Origin of the sequence: Azospirillum palustre (genome assembly GCF_002573965.1) — a bacterium.
Classification (GTDB): Bacteria; Pseudomonadota; Alphaproteobacteria; order Azospirillales; family Azospirillaceae; genus Azospirillum; species Azospirillum palustre.
In genome coordinates this window covers 1210870-1236101 of the sequence record NZ_PDKW01000043.1, presented here as the reverse complement: position 1 = coordinate 1236101, position 25232 = coordinate 1210870, and the positions used below count along the sequence as shown (strand labels likewise).

The window sequence follows — 25232 nt, the reverse complement described above, 5'->3', positions numbered from 1 at the left end:
AGCTGGAAAAAAGAGTTGCGCACATTATCCCTCCCCGCCGCCCTCGGCAAGAGCGCCCGGACCTCTGTTTTTGCGGGTCTCCTCACCCTTTTCGCGGCGCTTCCCGGCGCCCTTCCCGCTGCGGCGCTGAGCCCGCAGGACATCGCGATCTACCGCGAGGCCTTCAGGCTCGCCAATGACGAGCGGCTTTCCGAAGCCCTAGCGTCGGCGTCGAGCGCGCAGGACCCGTTACCGGCGAAGGTTCTGCGCTGGATCGCGCTCGCCAACCCGGGCGGCGGCAGCTTCACCGATATCGCCGCCTTCATCCGCGAGAATCCGGATTGGCCGAACATGGCGGCGCTGCGCCGTCAGGCGGAAATGGCGATGCCCGACATCCCGCCGGCCGACGTGGTGGAGTGGTTCCGCCAGAGCCCGCCGCAGACAAACGACGGCTTCGTCCGCTATGCCGACGCGCTGATCGCAACCGGCAGTGTGGAGCGTGCGACCAGCCTGATCCGCAAGCAGTGGGCCGACGCCACCTTCACCGCCGACGAGGAAGCCACCTTCCTCTCCCATTACACGCCCTATCTGCGCCAGCAGGACCACAAGGCGCGCATCGACCGGCTGCTCTGGGCCAAGCAGGAGGCTCCGGTCCGCCGGATGCTGCCCTTCTTCGATGAGGCCTATGACGCGCTGATCGAGGCGCGCATCGCGCTGGACGGCGACAGTGCGGGCGCCGAGGCGATCCTGTCGCGCGTGCCGCCCAGCCTGCTGACCGATCCCGGCCTGATGTACGACCGTGCCCGCTACCTGCGGCGCAAGGGGGACGATGCCGGCGCGCTGGAAATCATCGCCAAGGCCGGCACCGACATGGGCCGCCCGCAATCCTGGTGGTCGGAACGGCATCTGCTGGCCCGCCGGGCGATGGAGCGCGGCGACTACAATCTCGCCTACCGTCTGGTCAGCGCCAACGGGATGAGCGAGGGCAGTTCCTTCGCCGACGCGGAGTTCCTCTCGGGCTTCCTGGCGCTCCGCTTCCTCGACAAGCCGTCGGAGGCCTTCACCCACTTCCACAAGCTGTACCGCTCCGTCACCGCACCGATCAGCAAGGCGCGCGGTGCTTACTGGTGCGGCCGTGCCGCGGAAGCGCTGGGCCAGACCGGACCGGCGCGCGACTGGTACGCCAAGGCGGCGACCTACCCCACTACCTTCTACGGTCAGCTGGCCTTCCGCCATGTCTCCGGGGGTGCCGTGACCCTGCCGACGCCGCCGACCGTGTCCAGCGCCGAGACGGCCGCCTTCAACAGGCGCGAGGTGGTGCGCGTCGCCCGCCTGCTGGCGGAGATCGGCGGCAATGCGTCCGATCAGGTGACCGGGTTCGTTCGCCGCCTGAGCCTGGATGCCAAGACGCCGGCTGATTACGCGCTCACCGCCCGGCTGGCCAGCGACGTCGGCCGCCGCGATCTGGCCGTAGCCGCCGCCAAGGACGCCGCCCAGAACGAGGTTTTCCTGGTCGAGGCCGGCTATCCGATGATCGACGCCCGGCCGGCCGCACCGGAACTGGCGCTGATCCACGGCATCATCCGGCAGGAAAGCACCTTCAACCCCACCATCGTCTCGTCCGCCGGTGCGCGCGGGCTGATGCAGCTGATGCCGACGACGGCGCAGCTGGTGGCGGGAAAGCTGGGGCTGAAGCACACGAACGCTCGGCTGACCTCCGACCCCGGCTACAACGTCACGCTGGGCTCGGCCTATCTGGCCGAACTGATCGACCGCTTCAACGGGTCGTGGGTGCTGGCGATCGCCGGCTACAACGCCGGTCCAAACCGGGTGCGCCAGTGGTTGCAGACCTATGGCGATCCGCGCACGGAGACCATCGACGTGGTCGACTGGATCGAACTGATCCCGATCTCCGAAACCCGCAACTATGTCCAGCGCGTGCTGGAGGCGGTGCAGGTCTATCGCGCCCGCCTCAACGGCGACCGGGCCGAGCCGAACCTGGACAAGGATCTTAGGCGCTAAGCAGTTGGGTTTGGGGAGGGAGCGGCGACAAAGCCCCCTCCCCCGTCCTTTACAGTGCAACGAGGCCGTCACGCCGTCGTCGGATTGGGCATGCCCGGCATCGGCTCGTCGGCCGGCGGGGGGACTTCCGGCAGGATGCCGGGGTTGTCGGGCACCGGATAGGGGTCGGGCGTCGTCGGCCGGTCGGGCTGCGGCGGGTTCGGATTGGACGGTGGCGGAATCTCGCCGGGGGTGGACGGCTTCTGCGGTTCGCTCATACGGGAACTCCTTCGAAAGGGTGGCCCTGGGGGTAGCCCTGGGATAACGCGTCAGTCGACAGTCCGTTCAATCGCCCGCCCCCCGGCCTGGACGTCCTGCCCGGCCCCCTCGACCGTGTTGCAGCCGGTCAGCATGGCCGCCAGAGCCATAAGGAAAGTCAGGATCACCATCTCGCGCGCGGGGAACGGGATGGCGCGGGCGGTGGCGCGCTGCCGGCGGTTCTTGGCGTGCTGCATGGTGTCTCTCCGGTCTGGGGTGGGGCTGGGAGAAGGAAATCAGCGATTGTGATCGGGCGATGGCCGGGGCGTCGTTTGTCTCTGTTTCTGACAACGGAATGACAGCGGCTTGGTTCCGCACCCGGCCTCGCCGCCATGCAGTGAATGCAACGGTCCTTTCGAGACGCCCGAAAACCTTGACGCGGTACGCCCACCGGGCAAGATGACCAGCTTTTGCGCAGTCTGCCCGCTTTCCGGTCAAGCCTTACGGTCCGGCGGCACGGCACAGGCCGCGACACCACCCTCTTCCACCACAGGTTTCGTCATGAGCACCGCCACCCTGCCCGCCCCGGAGCCGTTGCGCGCGCGCCTTGCCGCCCACATCGGCGAACTGCTGCGGCTGGCGGCGCCGGTCATCGTCTCCCGCGCCGGCCTGATGGTGATGATGGCGGTCGACACCGCCATCGTCGGCCGTTTCTCCGCTCAGGAGCTGGCCTATTACGGGCTGGCCCACCTGCCCGGCAACATCATGGTGGGCACCGGGGTCGGTCTGCTGATGGGCACCGTGATGATCACCGCCCACGCCTTCGGCGCCGGCAACGATGCGGACTGCGGGCGGGCATGGCGGCGGTCGGTCCCCTATGCGCTGCTGCTGGGGGTGCTGTTCGCCCTGGTCTCGCTGCTGGGCGTTCCGCTCTTCCAGGCCGGCGGCCAGACCGCGGAGATGTCCGCCGGCGGCGCCCATGTGCTGGCGGTGCTGGGTCTCGGCGCGCCGGGCATGATGCTCTACATCACCACTGGCTTCTTCCTGGAGGGCGTCAAGCGCCCATGGCCGGGCATGGTCGCCATGGTGATCGGCAACATCGTCAATGCGGCGCTGGCCTGGGCCTTGGTGTGGGGCCATGTCGGGCTGGAACCGCTGGGCGCGGTCGGCTCCGCCTGGGCGACCACCGTGGTGCGCTGGGCCATGGGGCTGGGGCTCGTCGCCTATGTCTGGTGGATGCGCGACCATGACCGCTGGCAGGTCCGCCGGCCGGTGTCCGACTGGTGGAGCGGCGCCGCGCGCCAGCGTCACCTCGGCTATGCCGCCGGGCTCAGCATCGGGGTGGAGAGCGGGGCTTTCGGCGGGCTCGGCCTGTTCGCCGGCATGATCTCCCCGCTGGCGCTGGGGGCCTACACGGTCGGGCTGAACCTGACCGCCCTGCCCTTCATGGCCGCGGTCGGTCTTGCCTCGGCCACAGCGGTGCGGGTCGGCGTCGCCTATGGCCGCGGCGATCGCAGCGACATGGCGCTGGCCGGCTGGACCGGCCTCGGCGTCACCAGCGCCATCCTGGCCTGCGTCGGCATCCTCTATCGCAGCATGCCCGACGCGCTGGGCGCCATCTACTCCAACGACCCGCAACTGCTGGAGGCGGTGGTGCCGCTGATCGCCTTCACCGCCTGGATCCTGATCGCCGACGGCGGCCAGACGGTGATGGCTAACGCGCTGCGCGGCCGGCACGATGCCTGGATCCCGACGGCGCTGCACTTCTCCTCCTACGCCGTGGTGATGATTCCGGTGTCGGCCTTCCTGGTTTTCGGCCTCGGCCATGGTGCCCATGGGCTGTTCGAGGGAATCCTGATCGCCAGTCTGGTATCGGTCACCATCCTCTCGCTTCGATTCGCGTATCTGAGCCGGCGTTGAGCCGGCTTTTCAGCCCCGAATCGTTGTGTGCAATTGCGAGAGTTGCTATATATCCTGGGCAAAACCTTCGGCCCGCAAGGCCAGTGACTGCCGCGGATTCGTCAAGCGGCGGCGCATACGAAGAATGAGTGTCCTGCTTGAGCAATACGCCCCTTCCTCCCGCCTCCGACATCGCGCCGATCAACATCGAAGACGAGATGCGGAAATCGTATCTCGACTACGCGATGAGCGTGATCGTGAGCCGTGCCCTGCCCGACGTCCGCGACGGGCTGAAGCCGGTGCACCGGCGCATCCTCTACGCGATGAAGGAGGGCGGGTACGACTCGACCAAGCCCTATAAGAAGTCGGCGCGCATCGTCGGCGACGTGATGGGTAAATACCACCCGCACGGCGACAGCGCGATCTACGACGCCATGGTCCGCATGGCGCAGGACTTCTCGATGCGCCTGCCGCTGATCGACGGCCAGGGCAACTTCGGCTCGATGGACGGCGATCCGGCCGCGGCGATGCGCTACACCGAGGCGCGCTTGGCCAAGTCGGCGGAAGCGCTGCTCGACGACATCGACAAGGACACCATCGATTTCCAGGCGAGCTACGACGATTCGGGCCGCGAGCCGACGGTCGTCCCCGCCCGCTTCCCGAACCTGCTGGTGAACGGCGCCGGCGGCATCGCCGTCGGCATGGCGACCAACATTCCGCCCCACAATCTGGGCGAGGTGATCGACGCCTGCTGCGCCTACATCGACAACCCCGACGTCACCGACGAGGAACTGCTGGAGATCGTCCCCGGCCCCGACTTCCCGACGGGCGGCCTGATTCTCGGCCGGTCGGGCAGCCGGGCGGCGCTGCTCCAGGGGCGCGGCTCGGTCATCCTGCGCGCAAAGACCCATTTCGAGGAGGTGCGCAAGGACCGCACCGCCATCGTCGCGACCGAGATCCCCTATCAGGTCAACAAAGCCAAGCTGATGGAACGCATCGGCGAGGTGGTGAACGACAAGACGATCGAGGGCATCGCCGACCTGCGCGACGAATCGGACCGTGACGGCGTGCGCGTGGTGATCGAGCTGAAGCGCGACGCGGTCCCCGACGTCGTGCTGGCCCAGCTGTTCCGCCACACCCAGCTCCAGACCTCCTTCGGCGTCAACATGCTGGCGTTGAACGGCGGCCGTCCGGAGCTGATGAATCTCCTACAGATCATCGGCGCCTTCATCCGCTTCCGCGAACAGGTCATCACCCGCCGGACCGAGTTCCTGCTGGGCAAGGCCCGCGAGCGTGCGCACACCTTGGTCGGTCTGGCGGTCGCCGTCGCCAACCTGGATGCGATGATCGAGTTGATCCGCAGCGCTCCCGACCCGGTCTGGGCGCGCGAGGAGATGATGAACCGCGAGTGGCCGGTCCATGACGTCGGCCCGCTGATCGAACTGATCGACGAGCCGGGCCGCGGCGTCAGCGAACAGGGCACCTACCGGCTGTCCGAGGTCCAGGCCCGCGCCATTCTCGACCTGCGCCTGCACCGCCTGACCGGGCTGGAGCGCGACAAGATCGGCGCCGAGCTGACCGACGTCACCGACCAGATCGCCGATTTCCTCGCCACGCTGGCCAACCGGCCGAAGCTGATGGGGATCCTTCGCGACGAGCTGGTCGAGATGAAGGAGCGGTTCGGCACCCCGCGCCGCACCGAAATCCAGGATCTGGAGTTCGAGTCCGACATCGAGGACCTGATCCAGCGCGAGGACATGGTCGTCACCGTCAGCCAGTCCGGCTATGTGAAGCGGGTGCCGCTGTCGACCTACCGTGCGCAGAAGCGCGGCGGCAAGGGCCGCTCCGGCATGTCGATGAAGGCGGAGGATGCGGTCAGCGACCTGTTCGTCGCCAACACCCACACACCGCTGCTGCTCTTCTCGAACCGCGGCATGGTCTACAAGCTGAAGGTCTACCGGCTGCCGCTGGGCAACCCGCAGGCGCGGGGCAAGGCCTTCGTCAACCTACTGCCGCTGATCGACGGGGAGACCATCACCACCGTCCTGCCGCTGCCGGAGGACGAGGCCGCCTGGTCCGATCTGCACGTCGTCTTCGCCACGTCGAAGGGCAACGTGCGCCGCAACCGCATGTCCGACTTCGCCAACATCCGCTCCAACGGCCTGATCGCCATGAAGCTGGAGGAGGAAGGCGAGCGGCTGATCGGCGTCCACACCTGCTCGGAAACCGACGACATCCTGCTGGCGACCCGCGGCGGCAAGTGCATCCGCTTCCCGGTCGACGACGTGCGCGTCTTCGCCGGCCGCACCTCGACCGGCGTGCGCGGCATAAAGCTGGCCGACGGGGACGAGGTGGTGTCGCTGTCGATCCTGGCCCATGTCGACGCCACGCCCGAGGAACGCGCCGCCTTCTTCAAGATGAAGCGCGACGAGGGGCTGGAGATGGAGGGCGAGGCCGCTCCGGAGGCGGACGAGGTGCCGACCGACAGCGTCACCCTGTCGCAGGAGCGGTACGAAGAATTGAAACAAAAGGAACAGTATATTCTCACCGTCTCCGACCGCGGCTATGGCAAGCGCAGCTCGTCCTACGAGTATCGCACCGCCGGACGCGGGGGCCAGGGCATCTGGAACATGGAGATGGGTGAGCGTAACGGCTCCATCGTCGCCGCCTTCCCGGTCGAATCGAACCATCAGGTGATGATGGTCACCAACGGCGGCCAGGTGATCCGCATGCCGCTGCACGATGTGCGGGTTGCAGGCCGCAAGACGCTGGGCGTCACGCTGTTCCGCGTGGGGGCGGACGAACGCGTGGTGTCCGTCGCCACCATCGCCGAGGAAGAGGGCGAGAATGGCGTGGGTGAGAACGGCGTCGGGGAGACTGGGGTCGAGGACGGCGGTGACGCCAACGGTTCGGTCGGGTCGGTCGGCGAAGCCGGCGGCACCGCCGGGCCGAACGAATAACGGACGGGCCTAAAGGGGAACCCATGGCGACCAGCCAGACCGAGACCAGCAAGGCCGAGATCAGCAAGGGGCATCGAATCGGTGTCTATCCAGGCACCTTCGATCCGATCACCAACGGTCACATGGACATCATTCAGCGCGCCGCCCGACAGGTCGACCACCTGATCATCGGCGTCGCCAGGAATGCCGGCAAAGGGCCGCTCTACTCCACGGACGAGCGGGTCGCCATGGTTCGCGAGGATGTGGCCGGGCTGAACGCCGGCGGGGCCAGCATCGAGGTGCGGGCGTTCGACAATCTGCTGATGCATTTCGCCATTGAGATGAACGCCCGCGTCATCATCCGCGGCCTGCGCGCCGTCTCGGACTTCGAATATGAATTCCAGATGGCGGGCATGAACGCCCGGCTGAACCCGAAGGTCGAGACGATCTTCCTGATGTCGTCGGAGAAGCACCAGTTCATCTCCTCGCGCTTCGTCAAGGAGATCGGGCGCCTGGGCGGCGACATCCGCCATTTCGTCTCGGCCCGTGTCGCCGAGCGGCTGGCCGAACGCTTCGCGCTGGAGGCCGGCAACGGCACCGTTCCGACGACCAGCCAGACCTGACCTTCGAAGCCATGGGTTTGATCGGCGGGCTCGATGCAAAATCCTGCATCCGCCATCAAGCCCATGGTTGACCTTTGCGGCGCGTCTTTCTATGGTGCGCCCACTTCCGGCGGGGGCCAGTTTCCCACCGCCGCGCTGGATGATCCGGTAGCTCAGTCGGTAGAGCACGTGACTTTTAATCATGTGGCCGTGGGTTCGAATCCCACCCGGATCACCATCCTTCCAAGTCCCTATCCAGCAAAAACAGCGAATTGCTGCAGGCCACATGAATGTGGCGCTTTGAACCGCGCTTAAGCGAAGTTCGCTCCCCTTCTCGTAGTTTTCCTTCGTAATCCATGAAAGGAAAGCGATAAGGGCAAGCCCCAATTTAATCTCCCTATGATCCTATTAAGACTCAAAACAGTCGGAGATAAAGGGGGTTGCCCATGGACCGGTTGATGAATGCGTCTGTCCGAGCGAAAGTGGTTGCAGCATTCACGGTGCTGTTGATCTGTACCGCGCTGCTTGGCCTGTTCGGGATCAACCGCATGTCATCTGTGAATGACGAAGCGGCTGATATTCGCGATAACTGGCTGCCTTCGGTCGTCGCCGTCTCCGACCTCTATTCGACCTTCTATTCCTACCGGACCGGCGAAGGTGCGTTGATCGCGGTGCAGGACGAGGCCCAAATCCGCAAGGAAGAAGAAAGCCTGGAAAAGACCATCCGCACCATCGAGCAAAAGCGTGCCGTGTATGAAGGCTTGCTGACGCCGGGATGGGAAACCGAGACCTATCGAAATCTCGTCGATTCGCTCAATCGGTATTTTGCCATAAGCCGGGACAGGCTCCGCCCTCTCGCACGCACGAACGACACGGCGGCGACCTCCGGACTGTTCGTCGGCGAGTCGCGAAAGGAATTCCGCACTGCCGTGGCAATTCTGGAAGAGCTGGTGAACTTCAACAGGGTCGAGGGGGTTAAGGCGGCGGACAACGGCGCCAAAATCTATAGCACCTCCCGTAACTGGATCGTCTTTGCAATACTGGTAGCAGCGATGGCTGGTGTCGGCGCCGCTCTGCTGATCCTGAACGCGGTCGTGAAGCCGCTCCACGCGCTGACCGGCACCATGGGCCGCTTGGCGAACCGGGAGATGAGCACCGAGATCCCCGGGACGGCACGGCAGGACGAACTGGGCGCCATGGCCCGCGCCGTTCAGGTCTTCAAGGACAACATGATCGAGGCCGACCGCCTCGCCGCCGTCGAAGCCGCCGAGCAGCAGGCCAAGCTGCGCCGCGCCCAAGCCGTCGAGCGATTGCTCACCGGATTCGAGAATTCGTCGACGGCTGCCCTGCGCACCGTGGCAGCGGCCGCATCGGAGTTGGACGCCACCGCGCACAGCATGTCGGCGATGGCACAGCAGACCAGCACCCAGGCCACCGTCGTGGCGTCGGCGGCCGAGCAGACCAGCGCGAATGTCCAGACCGTCGCCACCGCCACCGAGGAAATGGCCAGTTCGATCCGCGAGATCGGCACCCAGATCGCCCGCTCCGCGCGGAGCGGGCGATCTGGGTGCCGATCTCGCGGATCGAACTGGCCATTTCCTCGGTGGCGGTGGCGACGGTCTGGACGTTGGCGCTGGTCTGTTCGGCGGCCGACGCCACGACGGTCGCCTGGGTGCTGGTCTGCTGCGCCATTGCCGACATGCTGTGCGCGGTGGCGTCCAACTCCGATGCGGCCGCTGCCACGGTGCGCAGGGCGGCCGTCGACGAATTCTCGAAGCCGGTGAGCAAGCGCTCGACGGCTTGGGCGCGGCGCAGCTTGGCCTGCTGCTCGGCAGCTTCGACGGCGGCGAGGCGGTCGGCCTCGATCATGTTGTCCTTGAACACTTGCACCGCACGGGCCATGGCGCCCAGTTCGTCGCCACGGTCGGTCCCGTCGATGGAAACCGTCATGTCGCGGTCGGCAAGGCGCCCCATCATCCACGTGATCGCCTGAATCGGCCGGATCACCGTGCGGACGATCATCCAGGCCGCGCCCACGCAGATGGCGACGACCAGCACCAGGATAGCGGTGACCCACAGCTTGCTGGTTTGGTAGACCTGTTCACCGCGGTCAGCCGCACGTTTGCCTTCGGTGGCGTTGAAGTCCATCAGAGACTGGAGAAGATCCTTGGAGGTTCGGAACTCATCCCGCGACGAACCACGATATATGGCACCGGCGCCATCATTATCGTTCTTGCGCGACAGCGGCAGAAGCTGCTCCTGGCTGATCTTCATGTAGGCTTGATAGCTCTTCACGAATTTCTGGTAGGTCTCGGTTTCCCAGCCCGGTGTCAAAAGCTTTTGGTAATCCATCCGCCGTTGTTCGATCCTGTCGGCGCTTTCCAGAAGTGCTTTGTCCTCGCTCTTAATATCGTCATCGGTGGATGCGATCAGATGGGCGCCTTCCAATGTGCGATAATAGTCGAAGGTGGTGTAAAGTCTGGAAATTGCCGAGACCGATGGCAGCCAGTTATCGCGCACATCAGCAGCTTCATCGTTGATCGTCGAGAGCTTGGTCAAAGAAAAGACGCCGAGGCCAGCCGTGCATAGCAGAAGGGTTAGGATCGAAAGAAGCGTCCGTGACTTGACTGAAAGGTTCGAAATCCATGCCATGGCTGGTGCTCCTGATCTGAGGTTTCTCTCGACCTGTATTTCATCTGAGTAAGGGTGCTGGTTAGACTGCTCCCTCAACCCTTACGGAAGTGAGGCATGTGCGCTCTCCTTCCCCGCAAATTGAGCAAAAGGCGCGCCATAGGGCTTGGCGATTCCTGCAGATCAAATATTGTTTGAATCCAATACTCTATCTGCTTTTCCTCGATCACAGGCCGCGCCTCCGATTGTCGCGATTTGGCAATATGCGGATTGCATTTTGCAAAATGCCTGCGGTTTCCGTGCCTTGGACCCGGTCCGGACTCAACATGGAAGACAGGGATCTACGGGATTCTACGTAGCTCCAACGTAGCCCTTGCCGCTGGGAGGCGGGAAAGGAATAGTCCCTTCAAATCCTATCTTTTGGTATACCCTCCGAACGAGAGAGGGTTGCGAACTGCCGTGTCTATGCGGCTGCAACAAAAGCAAAAGGGGACGGCGAAGGCCGCGCCCCCGCAACAGGGAGGTTTCTCCTTTGAGAGGTCTGCTCAGACTGAGCGGGCTGATCGATGCCATGAACGAAGGCATCGGCAAGCTCGCCTACTGGCTCGTGCTGGTCGCCGTCATCGTCAGCTCGGCCAATGCGGTCATCCGCTATGGATTGAACACCAGTTCCAACGCTTGGCTGGAACTCCAATGGTATTTGTTCTCGGCGGTGTTCCTGCTCTGCGCCGGCTATACTTTCCTGCGCAATGAACATATCCGCATCGACATCGTGCTGGGCCGTTTCTCGAGGCGATTCCAGGCTTGGGTCGACATCTTCGGCATCCTGGTCTTCATGTTCCCGATGACGATCCTCATCATGGTGCTGTCCTGGCCCATGTTCATGGACAGTTTCCTGACCAACGAAATGTCGAGCGACGCCGGCGGTCTGATCCGCTGGCCCGCGAAGCTTCTGGTCCCGGTCGGCTTCTTCCTGCTCACCGCACAGGGTGTGTCGGAACTGATCAAGCGCATCGCCTTTCTCACCGGCCATCGTGACGAGCCGGGCGAGAAGATGCACAGCCATTCGTAAGGACCGGGAGCCCCCAGATGGTAGAGTTCATATCCGCCAATATGGCGCCGGTGATGTTCGGCGCCCTGGTGCTTTTCCTGTTGATGGGATTTCCGGTCGCCTTCGCCCTGGCGGCCAACGGTCTGGTGTTCGGCCTGATCGGCATCGAGCTGGGGCTGCTGACTCCGGCGCTGATGCAGGCGCTGCCGGAACGTGTGTTCGGCATCATGCGCAACGACACGCTGCTGGCGATTCCCTTCTTCACCTTCATGGGCCTGATTCTGGAGCGGTCCGGCATGGCCGAGGATCTGCTCGACACCATCGGGCAGCTGTTCGGTCCGATCCGCGGCGGTCTGGCCTATGCGGTGATCTTCGTCGGCGCGCTGCTGGCGGCGACGACCGGCGTGGTCGCGGCCTCGGTCATCTCCATGGGCCTGATCTCGCTGCCGATCATGCTGCGCTACGGCTATGACCGCCGGGTCGCGTCGGGCGTCATCGCGGCATCGGGCACGCTGGCCCAGATCATCCCGCCGTCGCTGGTGCTGATCGTGCTGGCCGACCAGCTCGGCCGGTCGGTCGGCGACATGTATGCCGGCGCCTTGATCCCCGGTCTGGTGCTGACCGGCCTCTATACCGGCTATATCCTGCTCACCAGCATCATCAAGCCGGAGATGGTTCCGGCCCTGCCGCCGGAAGCCCGCACGCTGCGCGGGGCCCAGCTTCTGCTTCGGGTCATCACCTCGCTGGTTCCGCCGCTGGTGCTGATCTTCCTGGTGCTGGGCACCATCTTCATCGGCATCGCCACCCCGACGGAGGGCGGCGCCATGGGTGCCGCCGGCGCCATCCTGCTGGCGCTCGCCAAGCGCCAGCTCAGCTGGAACCTGATGCGCCAGGCGATGGATTCGACCGCCAAGCTGTCGTCCTTCGTGGTGTTTATCCTGATCGGCTCGACCGTGTTCGGCCTGGTGTTCCGCGCCGTCAACGGCGACCTCTGGGTGGAACATCTGCTGATCGGCCTGCCGGGCGGTGAGCTGGGCTTCCTGATCGTCTGCAACATCCTGGTCTTCGTCCTGGCCTTCTTCCTCGATTTCTTCGAGCTGGCCTTCATCATCGTTCCCCTGCTGGGACCTGTGGCGGACAAGCTGGGCATCGACCTGATCTGGTTCGGTGTCCTGCTGGGCGTCAACATGCAGACCAGCTTCATGCACCCGCCCTTCGGCTTCGCGCTGTTCTTCCTTCGGTCGGTGGCGCCGAAGATGGACTACATCGACAAGGTCACCGGCAGGAAGATCGGGAAGATCACCACCGGCCAGATCTACTGGGGTGCGGTGCCCTTCGTGATCATCCAGATCATCATGGTCGGTCTCGTCATCGGCTTCCCGCAACTGGTCGATGCCGGCCGCGACAAGGGACCGGTGATCAACCTGAACGACGTGAAGATCGAGATTCCGGCCTTCGACAATCAGGATGTGGCTCCGCCCTTCGGCGCTCCGGGCCAGTCGGAGCAGAGCCCGGCGGACGACATCATGAAGCAGCTTCAGGGCAAGTGATGGAAAGCGTCGCAAAGGCCAGACAGTAAAATCTGGGCAGCAAAAGGGGGGGCCGGTTCATCCGGCCCCCTTTCTTATTGGTGCGTTTCCGTTTGGGAAAGGGTCAGCGCGTCGGGGTCGTTGCCCCGGCCCAGTTGGTCGGTGCGGCACCGGCAGGCAGAACCACCCCATTGTTGCCGAGCGACACCATGCGGTCGCTTCCGGCGGTGGGCGGCAGTGCGGCGAACTGTTCCGCCGTCATGCCGGTGAGGATCACCGCCTGACGGTTGCGGGCATAGCGCAGATTGTCGCTGGCGACCGTCACCTTGTGCTCGTTCGGGAAACGGGGGGCGCCGACGGTGATGATCGCCTGCTCCACCCGGTTGGTCGGCCCGATCACCAGGTCGGTGACGTTGCCGAGGATGCGGCGGCCGTCCGGTGTCTGCACGGTCAGCCCGACCAGTTCCACCGGAGGCTGGGTCGCGACCTCCGCCGACGGGACGCCGCCCATGTCGGAACTGGCGCAGGCACCCAACGCCAGAACCGGCAGGAGAGCCAGGGCCGGCAGGGCGGGGAGGAGCGTGCGCAGGGAAAGGCGGCGGTGGTCCATCGTTCTTGGCCTTTTTGCTGACGGCGCGGAAGTGTCCGCCCCTACAACAGCACGAGCGTGGCCGGAGGTCCCCCGCGCCGACGGGGTGACCCCATCGCCCACGGGAGACCTCCTTCCGGATAGGGGGGCCGGACAGGGGAGCCGGACAGTTCAGGTGAAGATGAAATCGTGGCCGGCGGTCAGTCCGACCTGATCGACGGTCAGCGACGAGCCGTCGGCGAAGGTAAAGGTCGACTGGAAGCCGCTGGAGGTCAGCGACATCTGGCCCGCGGTGTAGCCATGGAACTCGATCTGGTCGATCCCCCGCTCGAAATAATTGATCGTGTCGTGACCGAAGCCGCCGGTCGCCTGCTCCATCAGGAAGCGATCGACCTGTCCGTCGGTGTAGCTGACCATCGTGTCGTCGCCGGTGCCCGGCCGGAACAGGTCGGCACCGCCGTCGCGATAGCTGTCATACAGCGTGTCGTTGCCGGCTCCGCCGATCATGGTGTCGTCACCGCGCATCCCCTTCAGGATGTCGTCGCCGGTGCCGCCGTCCAGCCAGTCGTTGCCGTCGCCGCCGAACAGTTGGTCGTTGCCGGCATCGCCCCACATCGAATCGTTGCCGGCCTCGTTGCCGCCATAGGGGTCGCCGAGCCAGTCGTTGCCGTCGCCGCCATGCAACTGGTCGTTGCCCAGACCGCCGATCAGCGAGTCATTTCCCCGTTCGCCATACAGCTGGTCGTTTCCGCCGGCGCCGTTGATACGGTCGTCGCCATCCAGGCCGTCGAGACGGTCATCAAAGGCGGTGCCGGTCATGGTGTCGTTGTTCGAAGTCCCCCAAAACTGGCGCATGGCGTCTCTCCATCAGTGCCGTTAACGTGCTGTTAACGATTAATCAGATGTTAACCATGGCCCCCGGGCGGTCGAAAAGCGATAAAGGGGCAATACAAAGGGGGTCGGATGAGATGACACAGATAATTGAAACTTGATCGAATTAAAGAAATGAACTGTTTCTTTATTCGTTGTTTTTGTGGCCGAAAATAGGATCTTTCTGTGACTGAATAAAGACTTTCTCTCCCATATGGGCAGGTTTTGAGCTGCGGAACGGCACAGGCTCGGCTGACCAAGGCGATGCGCAAGCCGGCGAGGCGGTAGGCCACCGGCCAAACGGGCTGTCGGAGCGGATCGTCCGAAAGAGGATCCGTGGCGCAAACGCGCCGGACGCTGTCCGAAGTTTCGGATGGAGCCGTCGAGGCAAAAAATAACCGGGCGTCCAAAGGAGCGCCCGGTGCAGTCATATACAGGGAGGGTTAGAGACAAGAAGGTGTGTATACCCTTCGGCAGGAGGGCCGCTTTGATGTGGATCAACAAATGGACCCGCGTGGCGAATCGGCTCCCTTCCCAGCCCCTCCCGAATCGGGTCTCTCAGCCGTGGCTGTGCGACTGGCCGCCATAGAGGATGGACGGATCGGTTTCGACCGCCTGGATCGTCTCCAGCTTTCCGTCGCGCCAGGCACGATAGAAGCAGCTGCGCCGGCCGGTGTGACAGGCGACGCCGTCCTGCTCGACGATCAGCAGCAGGGTGTCGCCGTCGCAATCCACCCGGAAATCCTTCAGCCGCTGCACCTGTCCGGAGGTCTCGCCCTTGCGCCACAGCCCGCCGCGCGACCGGGACCAGTAGCAGACGCGGCCGGTTGACAGGGTCTCGACCACCGCATCGCGGTTCATCCAGGCCATCATCAGGATTTCGCTGCTGCCCTCGGCCTGGGCGATGGCGGGCACCAGCCCATCGGCGGTGAAGCGGATAGCGGCCAGCACCTCTTCAAAGGGACCGGGCTCGGTCGACGGTGTTTCCGTCATGGCAAATCACTCCTCAACTGTCCGCCGCACTCAAAGGGCGGCGGCCATCCGCCGGAAGCCGGCCTCAAGATCGCGGATCAGGTCGTCGGGGCTCTCAAGCCCGGCGTGCAAGCGCAGAACCTGACCCGGATCGGTCCAGCGGGTGGCGGAGCGCACCGCCGCCGGCCGCGTCGGCAGGATCAGGCTCTCGAAGCCGCCCCAGCTGTAACCCATGCCGAACAGTTCCATCCCGTCCAGCATCGCCGCCAGCGCCTTGCGCGGCACCTGATTGACGATCACCGAGAACAGGCCGCTGGAGCCGGTGAAATCGCGCTTCCACAGCTCATGACCGGGGAAGTCAGGGCGGGCGGGATGCAGCACCCGCGTCACCTCCGGCCGGGCCGCCAGCCAGTCGGCGAGCGCCAGCGCACTCTCCTGGTGCTGGCGCATGCGCACCGACAGGGTGCGCAGGCCGCGCAGGCCGAGATAGAGATCGTCCGGCCCGCCGCAGACGCCGAAACGGGTGGCGGTCTTCTTGACGGCCGTCCAGCTTTCCTCGTCGCGGCAGGTGACGACGCCCAGCATCGCATCGGCATGGCCGACCATGTACTTCGTCGCGGCATGGATCGACAGATCGACGCCATGGTCGAAGGGGCGGAAGAACAGCGGGGTCGCCCAGGTGTTGTCGATCATCACCGTGGCGCCGACCGTCTTGGCGGCGGCGGCGATGGCCGGAACGTCCTGCACCTCGAAGGTCAGCGAGCCCGGCGATTCGAGGAAGACCACGCTGGTGTTGGGCCGCAGCAGGGCGGAAATGCCGGCGCCGATGCAAGGATCGTAGAATTCCACCTCCACGCCATAGGGTATCAGCGTCTCCTTGGCGAAGCGGCGGGTGGGGCCATAGGCGCTGTCGGTGATCAGCACATGGTCGCCGGCCTTGGTGAAGGCCGACAGCGCTATGGCGATGGCGGCGAGGCCGGAGCCGGTGTTCACCGCCTTGTAGCCGCCTTCCAGTTCAGCCGCCGCCTCTTCGAAGGCGAAGGTGGTGGGCGTGCCCATGCGACCGTAGTTCACGCTGGTCAGCATGTTCCGGTCGCTTTCCTCCAGCGCGTCCAAGGACGGGAACAGCACGGTCGAGCAATGATAGACCGGCGGGTTGACGATGCCGTGGTTGTTCCGCGGGTCGCGGCCGGCATGCACGAGAATCGTGTCCTTGGTGACGTCCTTCATCGACTGTCCGTTTGGCTGGAGCGGCAATCCGGCCCGTCCGAGTCCGCCGTAGCCGGGAGAACCCCAGGGCAGGCGGTGCGGGCGCGGCCGAACATTGTGTCACCCCGGACGCCCCGCCGCCATCGCGGATTGCGCGCAACGGCCGTCAGCGGACGGGATGTTCTGGTAACACCACCAATGCACAGAGGATTCGACAAGCCGGATCAAGTTGATACACTCTTGTCCCACGCGCATGGCTGCGTCGCGATCCTCACAGGACGGGTCCACTGGGGATCGGTGCGCCGGGTTGTCAGGCGGATCGGTCCGGCAGGGTCGTTCCGGTTGGATTATGGAGCCGGCGTGACCAAGCGCGTCATCAGACCGCTCAAAGCGAAGAACGCAAGAACAGGGTGGAGTTCATAATATGAAGTCAGGGTTCCTGGCCGCCGCCGCAGCGGCCGTGGTCGTTTCCGCCAGCGCCGTCGCCGGTGCTGCCACGCTGGACACCGTCAAGCAGCGCGGCTTCGTGCAGTGCGGCGTGAACGCCGGCCTTCCGGGCTTCGGCAACCCCGACAGCGCCGGCAACTGGACCGGCCTGGACGTCGATTACTGCCGTGCCGTCGCCGTCGCCATCTTCGGCGATGCCAACAAGGTCAAGTTCACCCCGCTGTCCGCCCAGCAGCGCTTCCCCGCCATCCAGTCGGGCGAAGTCGATCTGCTGTCGCGCAACACCACCGCCACGCTGACCCGTGACACCTCGGTCGGCCTGAACTTCGCCCCCGTCACCTATTACGACGGCCAGGGCTTCATGGTTCCGAAGAAGCTGGGCGTGAAGAGCGCCAAGGAGCTGAACGGCGCCACCGTCTGCGTCCAGTCCGGCACCACGACCGAACTGAACCTCGCGGACTATTTCCGCGCCAACAACATGACCTACAACCCGGTCGTCATCGAGTCGAACGACGAGGTGAACGCCGCCTACTTCGCCGGCCGCTGCGACGTGCTGACGACCGACGTGTCCGGTCTGGCCGGCACCCGCGCCGGTGTCGCCCCGGTTCCGGACGATCACGTCATCCTGCCGGAAGTCATCTCCAAGGAGCCGCTGGCCCCGGCCGTGCGCCATGGCGACGACCAGTGGTTCGACATCGTGAAGTGGACCGTCTTCGCCACCATCCAGGCGGAGGAGTTCGGCATCACCTCCAAGAATGTCGACGAGTTCACCAACTCGAAGAACCCGGACGTCCAGCGCTTCCTCGGCACCTCGCCGGGCATGGGCAAGGCCCTGGGCCTGGACGAGAAGTGGGCCTACAACGTCGTGAAGAAGGTCGGCAACTATGCCGAGATCTTCGACCGCAACGTCGGCCCGGGCACCCCGCTGAAGCTGGAGCGCGGCCTGAACGCGCTGTGGACCAAGGGCGGCCTGATGTACGCGCAGCCGTTCCGGTAAGGCACGTCACCGTCTGAAGGCCGCCCGCAGCCCGTTGCCGGGGGCGGCCTTCCGGTTCTTTTGGGAGCGGTCGCGAAGGGCGCCAGCGAAGCGCCTGCGCAGGGGGCCGCATTTGGGAGACATGTCGCATCCCCTACGGTGTGGGAAATGCCCGGAAGAACGTCCGGGACCGCGTGGGCACCGTGTGGGGCGCGATGGTTGGGGGAGAGTAGTCCGTGGCGACCGAGACCCGGACCACCCAAGGCGCTCCGCCGCCGGGTGGCATATCGTTTTCCCTCAGCGACCCGACGTTCCGCGCCATCGTCTACCAGATCCTGGTGGTCGGCGCGGTCGTCCTGGTCGGCTGGTTCCTCATTTCAAACACGCTCGACAACCTCGCGCGGCGCTCGATCGCGACCGGGTACCATTTCCTGGAGCGTGAAGCGGCCTTCGGCATCGGCGAGTCGCTGATCGACTATTCGCCGAAGGACACCTATGGCCGGGCCTTCCTGGTCGGCGTGCTGAACACGCTGAAGGTGTCGGTCATCGGCGTCATCCTGGCGACGATCATCGGCACGATCATCGGTGTCGCCCGCCTGTCCAGCAACTGGCTGATCGCCAAGCTGGCCTCGACCTATGTCGAGATCATCCGCAACATCCCGCCGCTGCTTCAGCTGTTCTTCTGGTACGCGCTGGTGTCCGACGGCCTGCCGCCGGTGCGCCAGGCGCTGAACCCGATCCCGGGCGTCTTCCTGTCGCAGCGCGGCCTGCGCGTGCCGGTGCCCGCCCCCGATCCAGTCTGGGCCAACATGGGCATCGCCCTGCTGGTCGGCATCGCCGCCGCCTGGGGCGTGTCGCGCTGGGCCAGGGCACGGCAGGCGCGCACCGGGCAGCCGTTCCCGGCGGGCTGGGCCGGCCTCGGCCTGATCGTCGGCCTGCCGGTCCTGACTTGGCTCGCCGGCGGCGCGCCGCTCGCGATGGACGTGCCGAAGCTGGCCGGCTTCAACTTCACCGGCGGCGCCTCCATCTCCCCGGAATTCTTCGCCATCCTGACCGGCCTGACGCTCTACACCGCGGCCTTCATCGCCGAGGTGGTGCGCAGCGGCATCAAGGCGGTCAACTGGGGCCAGACAGAGGCGGCCCGTGCCCTAGGCCTGCCGGGCAGCCCGACGCTGCGTCTGGTGATCCTGCCCCAGGCGCTGCGGGTGATCGTGCCGCCGCTGACCAGCCAGTATCTGAACCTGACGAAGAACAGCTCGCTGGCGCTGGCCATCGGCTATCCCGATCTGGTGTCCATCGCCAACACGACGCTGAACCAGACCGGTCAGGCGATCGAAGGCGTGACGATGATCATGGGCACCTATCTGGTCATCAGCCTCAGCATCTCGATCTTCATGAACTGGTACAACAAGCGCATTGCGCTGGTGGAGCGGTAACGGCCATGACCGACAACGTGCAAAGCGTCGGCCTGCCGGACGAACGTCCGCCGGCCAACACCGTCGGCCCGATTGCGTGGCTGCGCAATAACCTGTTCAACAGTTGGTACAACGCCATCCTGACCATTCTGGTCTTGGGGCTGCTGGCGTCGGCGATCCCGCCCTTCATGAACTGGCTGCTGTTCCGCGCCCACGGCTTCGACGCGACCTCCACCGTCTGCCGGCAGGATGCCGGCGGCGCCTGCTGGGGCTTCATCAGCGAGAAGCTGCGCTTCATCATGTTCGGCATGTTCCCGTGGGAACAGCAGTGGCGGCCGCTGGTGACCATCGCCGTCTTCATCGCCTTGCTGGTCGCCAGCTGCGACCGCCGCTTCTGGAAGCCGTGGTTCGGGCTGGTCTGGGCCGCCGGTCTGGCGCTGGTGGCGGTTCTGATGTGGGGCGGCGTCTTCGGCCTGACCTATGTCGAGAACACGCTGTGGGGCGGCCTGCCGCTGACCATTATCCTGTCGGTGATCGGTCTGGCCGTGGCCTTCCCGGTGTCGATCCTGCTGGCGCTGGGCCGCCGGTCGAACATGCCGGCGGTCAAGGTGCTGTGCGTCACCTACATTGAGCTGATCCGCGGCGTGCCGCTGATCAGCCTGCTGTTCATGGCGTCGGTGATGCTGCCGCTGTTCCTGCCGAACGGCGTGTCAATCGACAAGCTGCTGCGTGCGCAGATCGCCTTCATCATGTTCGCCGCCGCCTATATGGCGGAAGCGATCCGCGGCGGCCTGCAGGCGATCCCGAAGGGGCAGTATGAGGCAGCGGACGGGCTGGGGCTTGGCTATTGGCAGAAGATGCGCAAGATCATCCTGCCGCAGGCGCTGGCCGTCGCCATCCCGCCGCTGGTGAACACCTTCATCAGCTTCTTCAAGGACACCTCGCTGGTCATCATCATCGGCTTGTACGATCTGCTCGGCACGGCGAAGGCCGCGCTGTCCGATCCGTCCTGGCGCGGTTTCTACCGCGAGGCCTATCTGTTCATCGGCGTGATCTACTGGATCTTCTGCTTCAGCATGTCGAAGTACAGCCAGAAGCTCGAACGCGATCTCAATCGCGGTCACCGTCGCTGATCCTTGCCGTCAAGGGAGACACGAGAACCCATGTCCCAGGCCATGTCCCAGGCAGCCAAGCCGAAGCACGCCCTCAGCGGCGAGGAAATCATCCGCTGCACGGGCGTCAACAAGTGGTACGGCGAGTTCCACGTCCTGAAAAACATCAACCTCAGCGTCCAGAAGGGCGAGCGCATCGTCGTCTGCGGCCCGTCCGGGTCGGGCAAATCGACGATGATCCGCTGCCTGAACCGGCTTGAGGAGCATCAGAAGGGCACGATCGTCATCGACGGGATCGAGCTGACCAACAACCTCAAGAACATCGAGCTGGTCCGCCGCGAAGTCGGCATGGTGTTCCAGCACTTCAACCTGTTCCCGCACCTGACCGTGCTGGAGAACTGCACGCTGGCGCCCATCTGGGTCCGCAAGATGCCGAAGGCGGAAGCGGAAGAGCGGGCGATGAGCTACCTGAAGCGGGTGCGCATCGCCGAGCAGGCCAAGAAGTATCCCGGCCAGCTGTCCGGCGGCCAGCAGCAGCGCGTTGCCATCGCGCGGTCGCTGTGCATGAGCCCGAAGGTGATGCTGTTCGACGAGCCGACCTCCGCGCTCGACCCCGAAATGGTCAAGGAGGTGCTGGACGTCATGATCGGCCTGGCCGAGGACGGCATGACCATGCTGTGCGTCACGCACGAGATGGGCTTCGCCAAGTCGGTCGCCGACCGCGTGATCTTCATGGATCGCGGCGAGATCGTCGAGCAGGACACGCCGGACGCGTTCTTCTCCAATCCGAAGTCGGACCGCACGCGCCTCTTCCTCAGCCAAATTCTAAACCACTGAGACGGTCGGCAGGCCGGCGGTTCCGTTCGGCCTGCCATCCGGAAACAAAACACCTCGACTTAGGGTGCGCGGCGCAATGTCCTGTAGCGTCGCGCACCGGTTTGCGGTTCAATCGGTCGCCTGACGTGCTGTTCGACCGATCCGCTACCGGAGACCGAGGTTATGGACCTGCTCAGCCCCCGTCCCAGCGTTGGCCAGATCAAGCCGTACCGTCCCGCTCGCCCCCCACGCGACGGCCGCCGGTGGATCGACCTCTCGCTGACCCACAATCCGCTCGGCCCAAGCCCGCTGGCGCTGGACGCCTATTGCGAGGCGGCGACCCGCATCCACTGCTATCCCGACTGGGACCAGGAGCCGCTGCGCCACGCCATCGCACGCCGCCATTCCATCGACGTCGATCACGTCGTCTGCACCGCGGGATCGGAGGAGCTGATCCATCTGGTCGCCCAGGCCTTCGCCGGGCCCGGCGACGAGGTGCTGTGCCACGAACGTGGCTATCGCGGCTTCCTCAAGGCGATCCGCGCCGCGGGCGCCACCGCGGTCATCGCGGCGGAACGCGACATGGTGGTGGATGTTGAGGCGTTGATCGACCGCGCCAGCGAGCGCACCAGAATCTGCTTCCTCGCCAACCCCAACAACCCGACCGGCACCTACATCCCGGCCGACGCGGTGCAGCGGCTGCGCGCCGGGCTGCCGCCGCACACGCTGCTGGTCCTGGATTCGGCCTATGCCGATTACTGCCGCCTGCCGGATTACAGCGACGGTACGGAGATCGTCGAGAATTGCGACAACGTCATGTTGATCCGCACCTTCTCCAAGATGCATGGGCTTGCGGGCCTGCGGGTCGGCTGGGGCTATGGTCCGGCCACGGTGATCGAGGCGGTGAACGCCATCCGCGGCACCTTCAACGTCTCGCTGCCCGCCCAACTGACCGCCGCGGCCGCGCTGAGTGATGCCGGGCATGAGGAGGCGACCTTCGCCCACAATGCGCAATGGCTGCCCTGGCTGTCGCGCGAACTGGAACGGGTGGGCTTGCGCGTCTATCCCAGCGTCTGCAACTTCGTTCTGGCGCGCGTGCCGACTGATCCGTCCCTGGGCACCCAGGCAGTCATCGACCATCTCGCCCACCGGGGCATCCTGGTGAAGGCGGTGACCGAATATGGCCTGTCCGACTGCCTGCGCATTACGGTCGGCCGCGAGGAGGAGAACAAGGCGCTGGTGGTGGCGCTGGCGGAGATTCTCGGCTGAGAGCAGCGGTGGGACAATGGGAGCAGCTTGCCGGAAATTTGAGCGCTTTTGATTCAGATCAACGAACGACCTATGCGTTTCGGCATAAGGTCCGTCTCGTCTCTAAACCTCCCTGTATCACTGAGCCGGAGCATCCGCATGGATGGCTCCGGCTTTTTCTTTTCCGGCCGGAAGTTTCAGCAAAGGTTGGGGAAAGTGTCGGTCCGTTGACATGAATCAACGCAGGAAGGGGTGATCGGGCGTAGACCTATGACTGTCTCTAACCCTCCCTGTTTCACAGGAGGCTCCGGTTCCGGTGCCTCCTGTTTTTTTGTCCGGATCTCAGGAGGGCGGACGCGAGCGGTTCCAGCGCATGACCAGCCCGATCAGCGACAGCGGCACCACCACGACCGCACCGATCAGGATGTAGGGCAGGGCCCAGCTCCCGGCTTCGATGACCAGTTCTGCAATGTCCTACACCGTCTGCCAGCTGTTCGTCAGGATGCTGGCAGGATCGATGCGCAGGAACGACAGCACGAAGCCGACGACGAAGCACAACACCAGCGTCCGAATGATCCAACCCATCAAGGCCCCACCTCACGCTCGTCATGGCGGAGCTTCCGCCTGTCTGAAGGAACGCGCCGGTCCGCAACAGGGTTCCGGCGTTCCGCGGTAGATGGGGCGCAGTGGTCGGGGTGGTCAAGGGGGGAGGTGGGCCGGCTTTCCCAGCCTCACCCCGCCAGCGGAATATGATCGCCCGAGCTGCGCGGCAGCACACCGTCCAGCCGCGGGTCGCGAACCTCGCGGGCGACATGACGGGTGGGGACGAAGCCCATGCTCTGGTAGAGCGGCAGGGCCTTCGGATGGTCGAAGGTGCAGGTGTTGACGACCAGCTTCGACGCACCGCCGTCCCACGCCTTGCGGATGATGGTGTCGAGCAGCCAGGGGCCCAGCTTGTGGCCGATGAAGTCGGGGATCAGGCCGAAATAGGCGAGGTCGGTTTCCTGCGTCCGCCGGTCCAACTCGCCGTAACCGGCGGGCGTGCCGTCGACATACAGCACCCACACCTCCACCCGCGGGTCGAGGATCGAGCGCTCCAGCTCCTTGCGCGGCATGCGGCGGCGTTCGTGCCACAGCCAGGGCTCGCCCACCGAGTCGTAGAGATAGCGGTAAAAGGACCAGCTCGGCGGATTGGACCGCACCAGCGTGAGGTTGCCGGCCGGCTGGCGCACCGGCGCATGGGCCGGCGGCGCCGTCATCTCCAGATAGGTGACGATCACCGGCAGATGGCCCGGCCGGCTGGCGGCAGGCACGGCGGGGCGGGTCAGGGAGAAGGGTTGGTCAGCCATTTCTGCATCATCGTAACGGGCGATCTGGCATAGCCCAACCTCTCATAGAAGGCCAGCACCCGTTGGTTGGTCTCGCGGACGAGCAACTGGACCTTGGGCATGCCGGCCGCAGCCAGCCAACCCTCCGCCTCCGCCACCATCCGGCGGCCGAGTCCCCGGCCTTGCAAGGCCGGATCGACGGCAACGTAATAGATCCAGCCGCGATGCCCGTCCTGCCCGACCATGGCGGTGGCGACGATGCGCCCGTCCTCGATGGCGGCCAGCACCGTCGAGCTGCTCTTCGACAGTGCCAGCGCGAAATCGGCTGCCGGGTCGTTCCATGGCACCACGAGCCCGCAGGCCGTCCACAGCGCGACGACGGCGTTGCAATCCTCCGCTGCGCAGGACCTGACAGTGAGGGAGTCGCTCACGGCTGCCGCGGCCCTGTTTCCAGCGGCAGCTCCTCCCGCAGGCCCCATTCGGCCCAGGAGCCGTCATAGATCGCCACGTCCGGCTTGCCGGCGGTGGCGAGGCCCAGCGCGATGACGCAGGCGGTGATGCCGCTGCCGCAGGAGGCGACCACCGGACGACCAAGGTCCAGCCCCGCCGCGCGCGCCTTCTGAACGATGATGTCCGGCGGCAGCAGGGTTTTGCTGTCGGCGTCGATCAGGTCGGTGTGGGGCAGGTTGAAGCTGCCGGGAATGCGGCCGCTGCGCCGGCCGGGCCAGGGTTCGGCCACCGCACCTTCGAATCGCGGCTGGGCGCGCGCGTCGGTGACCTGATCGTCCTGTGCGTCGATGTTCGCGAGCAGCTGATCGGCGCTGCGGATCAGGTCCGGCCGCTTGCGTGCCGTGAAGACCGCCGGCTGGACCGGGGCGGCGTCGCCCGATTCGGTCGGGCGGCCTTCCGCCAGCCATTTCGGCAGGCCGCCGTCCAGAACCGCTACCCGGTCGAAACCGAACAGGCGGAACAGCCACCACACACGCGCCGCCGCGGTCGCCATGCCGGCGCTGTCATAGACGACGACGGTGTCGCCGTCGCCGATGCCCAGCGCGCCGATCTTCGCAGCGAAGGCTTCTTCGTCCGGGACCATGTGGGGCAGGGGGGCGGTGTTCGGCGCCGCCACCTCGTCGACGTCGCAGAGGCGCGCGCCGGGGATGCGGGACGCCGCGAACTCCGCCCGGATGTCGCGCTTCAGGGCCGGCATGTGCCAGGACCCGTCGAGGATTTTCAGCCCCGTCCGGCCGAGATTGCGGGCCAGCCAGTCGGTGGAAACGACGGGGCCGGTCAGCGCTTCAACAATGCTGTCGCTCATGCTGCGCGTCCTTTGAATTGGGGGCTGTCGGGCAACGGATCGGCGA

General features: G+C 65.3%; 22 protein-coding genes, 1 tRNA gene and 1 pseudogene. 13 read left to right on the top strand and 11 right to left on the bottom strand.

Annotation, left to right across the window (positions count from 1 at the left end):
* Positions 1-15: 15 nt before the first annotated feature.
* A complete protein-coding gene (locus CRT60_RS28190) occupies positions 16-2001 on the top strand; it encodes a lytic transglycosylase domain-containing protein (protein WP_244592810.1) in 1986 nt (661 codons plus the stop codon).
* 68 nt (positions 2002-2069) lie between these two features.
* Here the strand turns inward: CRT60_RS28190 and CRT60_RS28185 are convergent, their stop codons facing one another.
* Positions 2070-2258, bottom strand: coding sequence for a hypothetical protein (locus tag CRT60_RS28185; RefSeq protein ID WP_014247578.1), 189 nt, complete (start codon positions 2256-2258; stop codon positions 2070-2072).
* 51 nt (positions 2259-2309) lie between these two features.
* Entirely contained in the window at positions 2310-2495 is a 186-nt protein-coding gene (locus tag CRT60_RS37275; protein ID WP_098739779.1) for an entericidin A/B family lipoprotein, read from the bottom strand.
* A 304-nt stretch (positions 2496-2799) separates the two neighbouring features.
* Between CRT60_RS37275 and CRT60_RS28175 the strand changes: the two genes are divergently transcribed.
* The 5 genes and pseudogenes from CRT60_RS28175 to CRT60_RS37830 all read left to right on the top strand — a co-directional run.
* Complete coding sequence (locus CRT60_RS28175) at positions 2800-4158, top strand: MATE family efflux transporter (RefSeq protein WP_098739778.1); 1359 nt, start codon at positions 2800-2802, stop codon at positions 4156-4158.
* A 137-nt stretch (positions 4159-4295) separates the two neighbouring features.
* The gene (gene gyrA / locus CRT60_RS28170; protein WP_098739777.1) at positions 4296-7097 is read left to right on the top strand and encodes a DNA gyrase subunit A; all 2802 of its coding nucleotides are present in this window, start codon (positions 4296-4298) and stop codon (positions 7095-7097) included.
* A gap of 23 nt (positions 7098-7120) precedes the next feature.
* Positions 7121-7699, top strand: a complete 579-nt coding sequence (coaD, locus tag CRT60_RS28165; RefSeq protein ID WP_098739776.1) for a pantetheine-phosphate adenylyltransferase — start codon at positions 7121-7123, stop codon at positions 7697-7699.
* 141 nt (positions 7700-7840) lie between these two features.
* Positions 7841-7916: transfer RNA gene (locus CRT60_RS28160), tRNA-Lys, on the top strand.
* Positions 7917-8124: 208 nt separating this feature from the next.
* A pseudogene (locus CRT60_RS37830) lies at positions 8125-8850 on the top strand (MCP four helix bundle domain-containing protein); the annotation flags it as partial.
* A gap of 142 nt (positions 8851-8992) precedes the next feature.
* On the opposite strand, the gene CRT60_RS37265 reads toward CRT60_RS37830, so the two are convergent.
* Positions 8993-10330: an MCP four helix bundle domain-containing protein gene (locus tag CRT60_RS37265; protein WP_098739775.1), complete on the bottom strand. Its 1338-nt coding sequence runs from the start codon at positions 10328-10330 to the stop codon at positions 8993-8995.
* Positions 10331-10841: 511 nt separating this feature from the next.
* On the opposite strand from CRT60_RS37265, the gene CRT60_RS28140 reads away from it, so the two are divergent.
* Together CRT60_RS28140 and CRT60_RS28135 are read left to right on the top strand one after the other, a co-directional pair.
* Positions 10842-11381, top strand: coding sequence for a TRAP transporter small permease subunit (locus tag CRT60_RS28140; protein WP_098739774.1), 540 nt, complete (start codon positions 10842-10844; stop codon positions 11379-11381).
* A 17-nt stretch (positions 11382-11398) separates the two neighbouring features.
* A complete protein-coding gene (locus tag CRT60_RS28135; protein ID WP_098739773.1) occupies positions 11399-12910 on the top strand; it encodes a TRAP transporter large permease in 1512 nt (503 codons plus the stop codon).
* 103 nt (positions 12911-13013) lie between these two features.
* Here CRT60_RS28135 and CRT60_RS28130 read toward each other — a convergent pair whose 3' ends face one another.
* The 4 genes from CRT60_RS28130 to metC form a co-directional block, all read right to left on the bottom strand.
* The gene (locus tag CRT60_RS28130) at positions 13014-13499 is read right to left on the bottom strand and encodes a PRC-barrel domain-containing protein (protein ID WP_098739772.1); all 486 of its coding nucleotides are present in this window, start codon (positions 13497-13499) and stop codon (positions 13014-13016) included.
* Between the two features lie 150 nt (positions 13500-13649).
* Positions 13650-14333: a calcium-binding protein gene (locus CRT60_RS28125; protein WP_098739771.1), complete on the bottom strand. Its 684-nt coding sequence runs from the start codon at positions 14331-14333 to the stop codon at positions 13650-13652.
* A gap of 573 nt (positions 14334-14906) precedes the next feature.
* Complete coding sequence (gene hisI, locus CRT60_RS28120; RefSeq protein WP_098739770.1) at positions 14907-15341, bottom strand: phosphoribosyl-AMP cyclohydrolase; 435 nt, start codon at positions 15339-15341, stop codon at positions 14907-14909.
* Between the two features lie 30 nt (positions 15342-15371).
* A complete protein-coding gene (metC, locus tag CRT60_RS28115; RefSeq protein ID WP_098739769.1) occupies positions 15372-16550 on the bottom strand; it encodes a cystathionine beta-lyase in 1179 nt (392 codons plus the stop codon).
* A 403-nt stretch (positions 16551-16953) separates the two neighbouring features.
* On the opposite strand from metC, the gene CRT60_RS28110 reads away from it, so the two are divergent.
* From CRT60_RS28110 to CRT60_RS28090, 5 genes are all read left to right on the top strand, one after another.
* Positions 16954-17973, top strand: coding sequence for an amino acid ABC transporter substrate-binding protein (locus CRT60_RS28110; RefSeq protein ID WP_098739768.1), 1020 nt, complete (start codon positions 16954-16956; stop codon positions 17971-17973).
* 215 nt (positions 17974-18188) lie between these two features.
* Positions 18189-19388 carry an amino acid ABC transporter permease gene (locus tag CRT60_RS28105; RefSeq protein ID WP_098739767.1) on the top strand — a complete coding sequence of 400 codons (1200 nt, stop codon included), beginning with the start codon at positions 18189-18191 and terminating at the stop codon, positions 19386-19388.
* A gap of 5 nt (positions 19389-19393) precedes the next feature.
* Complete coding sequence (locus tag CRT60_RS28100) at positions 19394-20500, top strand: amino acid ABC transporter permease (RefSeq protein ID WP_098739766.1); 1107 nt, start codon at positions 19394-19396, stop codon at positions 20498-20500.
* A gap of 30 nt (positions 20501-20530) precedes the next feature.
* Positions 20531-21316 carry an amino acid ABC transporter ATP-binding protein gene (locus tag CRT60_RS28095; RefSeq protein ID WP_098739765.1) on the top strand — a complete coding sequence of 262 codons (786 nt, stop codon included), beginning with the start codon at positions 20531-20533 and terminating at the stop codon, positions 21314-21316.
* Between the two features lie 162 nt (positions 21317-21478).
* A complete protein-coding gene (locus CRT60_RS28090; protein ID WP_098739764.1) occupies positions 21479-22564 on the top strand; it encodes a pyridoxal phosphate-dependent aminotransferase in 1086 nt (361 codons plus the stop codon).
* Between the two features lie 321 nt (positions 22565-22885).
* Here CRT60_RS28090 and CRT60_RS37260 read toward each other — a convergent pair whose 3' ends face one another.
* From CRT60_RS37260 to CRT60_RS28070, 4 genes are all read right to left on the bottom strand, one after another.
* Positions 22886-22999 (bottom strand): DUF6460 domain-containing protein, encoded by a 114-nt coding sequence (locus CRT60_RS37260; protein ID WP_280177262.1) that lies wholly within the window; start codon positions 22997-22999, stop codon positions 22886-22888.
* A 275-nt stretch (positions 23000-23274) separates the two neighbouring features.
* A complete protein-coding gene (locus tag CRT60_RS28080) occupies positions 23275-23892 on the bottom strand; it encodes a GNAT family N-acetyltransferase (protein ID WP_098739763.1) in 618 nt (205 codons plus the stop codon).
* Positions 23868-24302: a GNAT family acetyltransferase gene (locus CRT60_RS28075; RefSeq protein WP_098739762.1), complete on the bottom strand. Its 435-nt coding sequence runs from the start codon at positions 24300-24302 to the stop codon at positions 23868-23870. The genes CRT60_RS28080 and CRT60_RS28075 overlap by 25 nt, the downstream gene beginning before the upstream one ends.
* Positions 24299-25186: a sulfurtransferase gene (locus tag CRT60_RS28070; RefSeq protein ID WP_098739761.1), complete on the bottom strand. Its 888-nt coding sequence runs from the start codon at positions 25184-25186 to the stop codon at positions 24299-24301. Before CRT60_RS28070 ends, CRT60_RS28075 begins: the two co-directional genes overlap by 4 nt.
* Positions 25187-25232 lie beyond the last annotated feature (46 nt).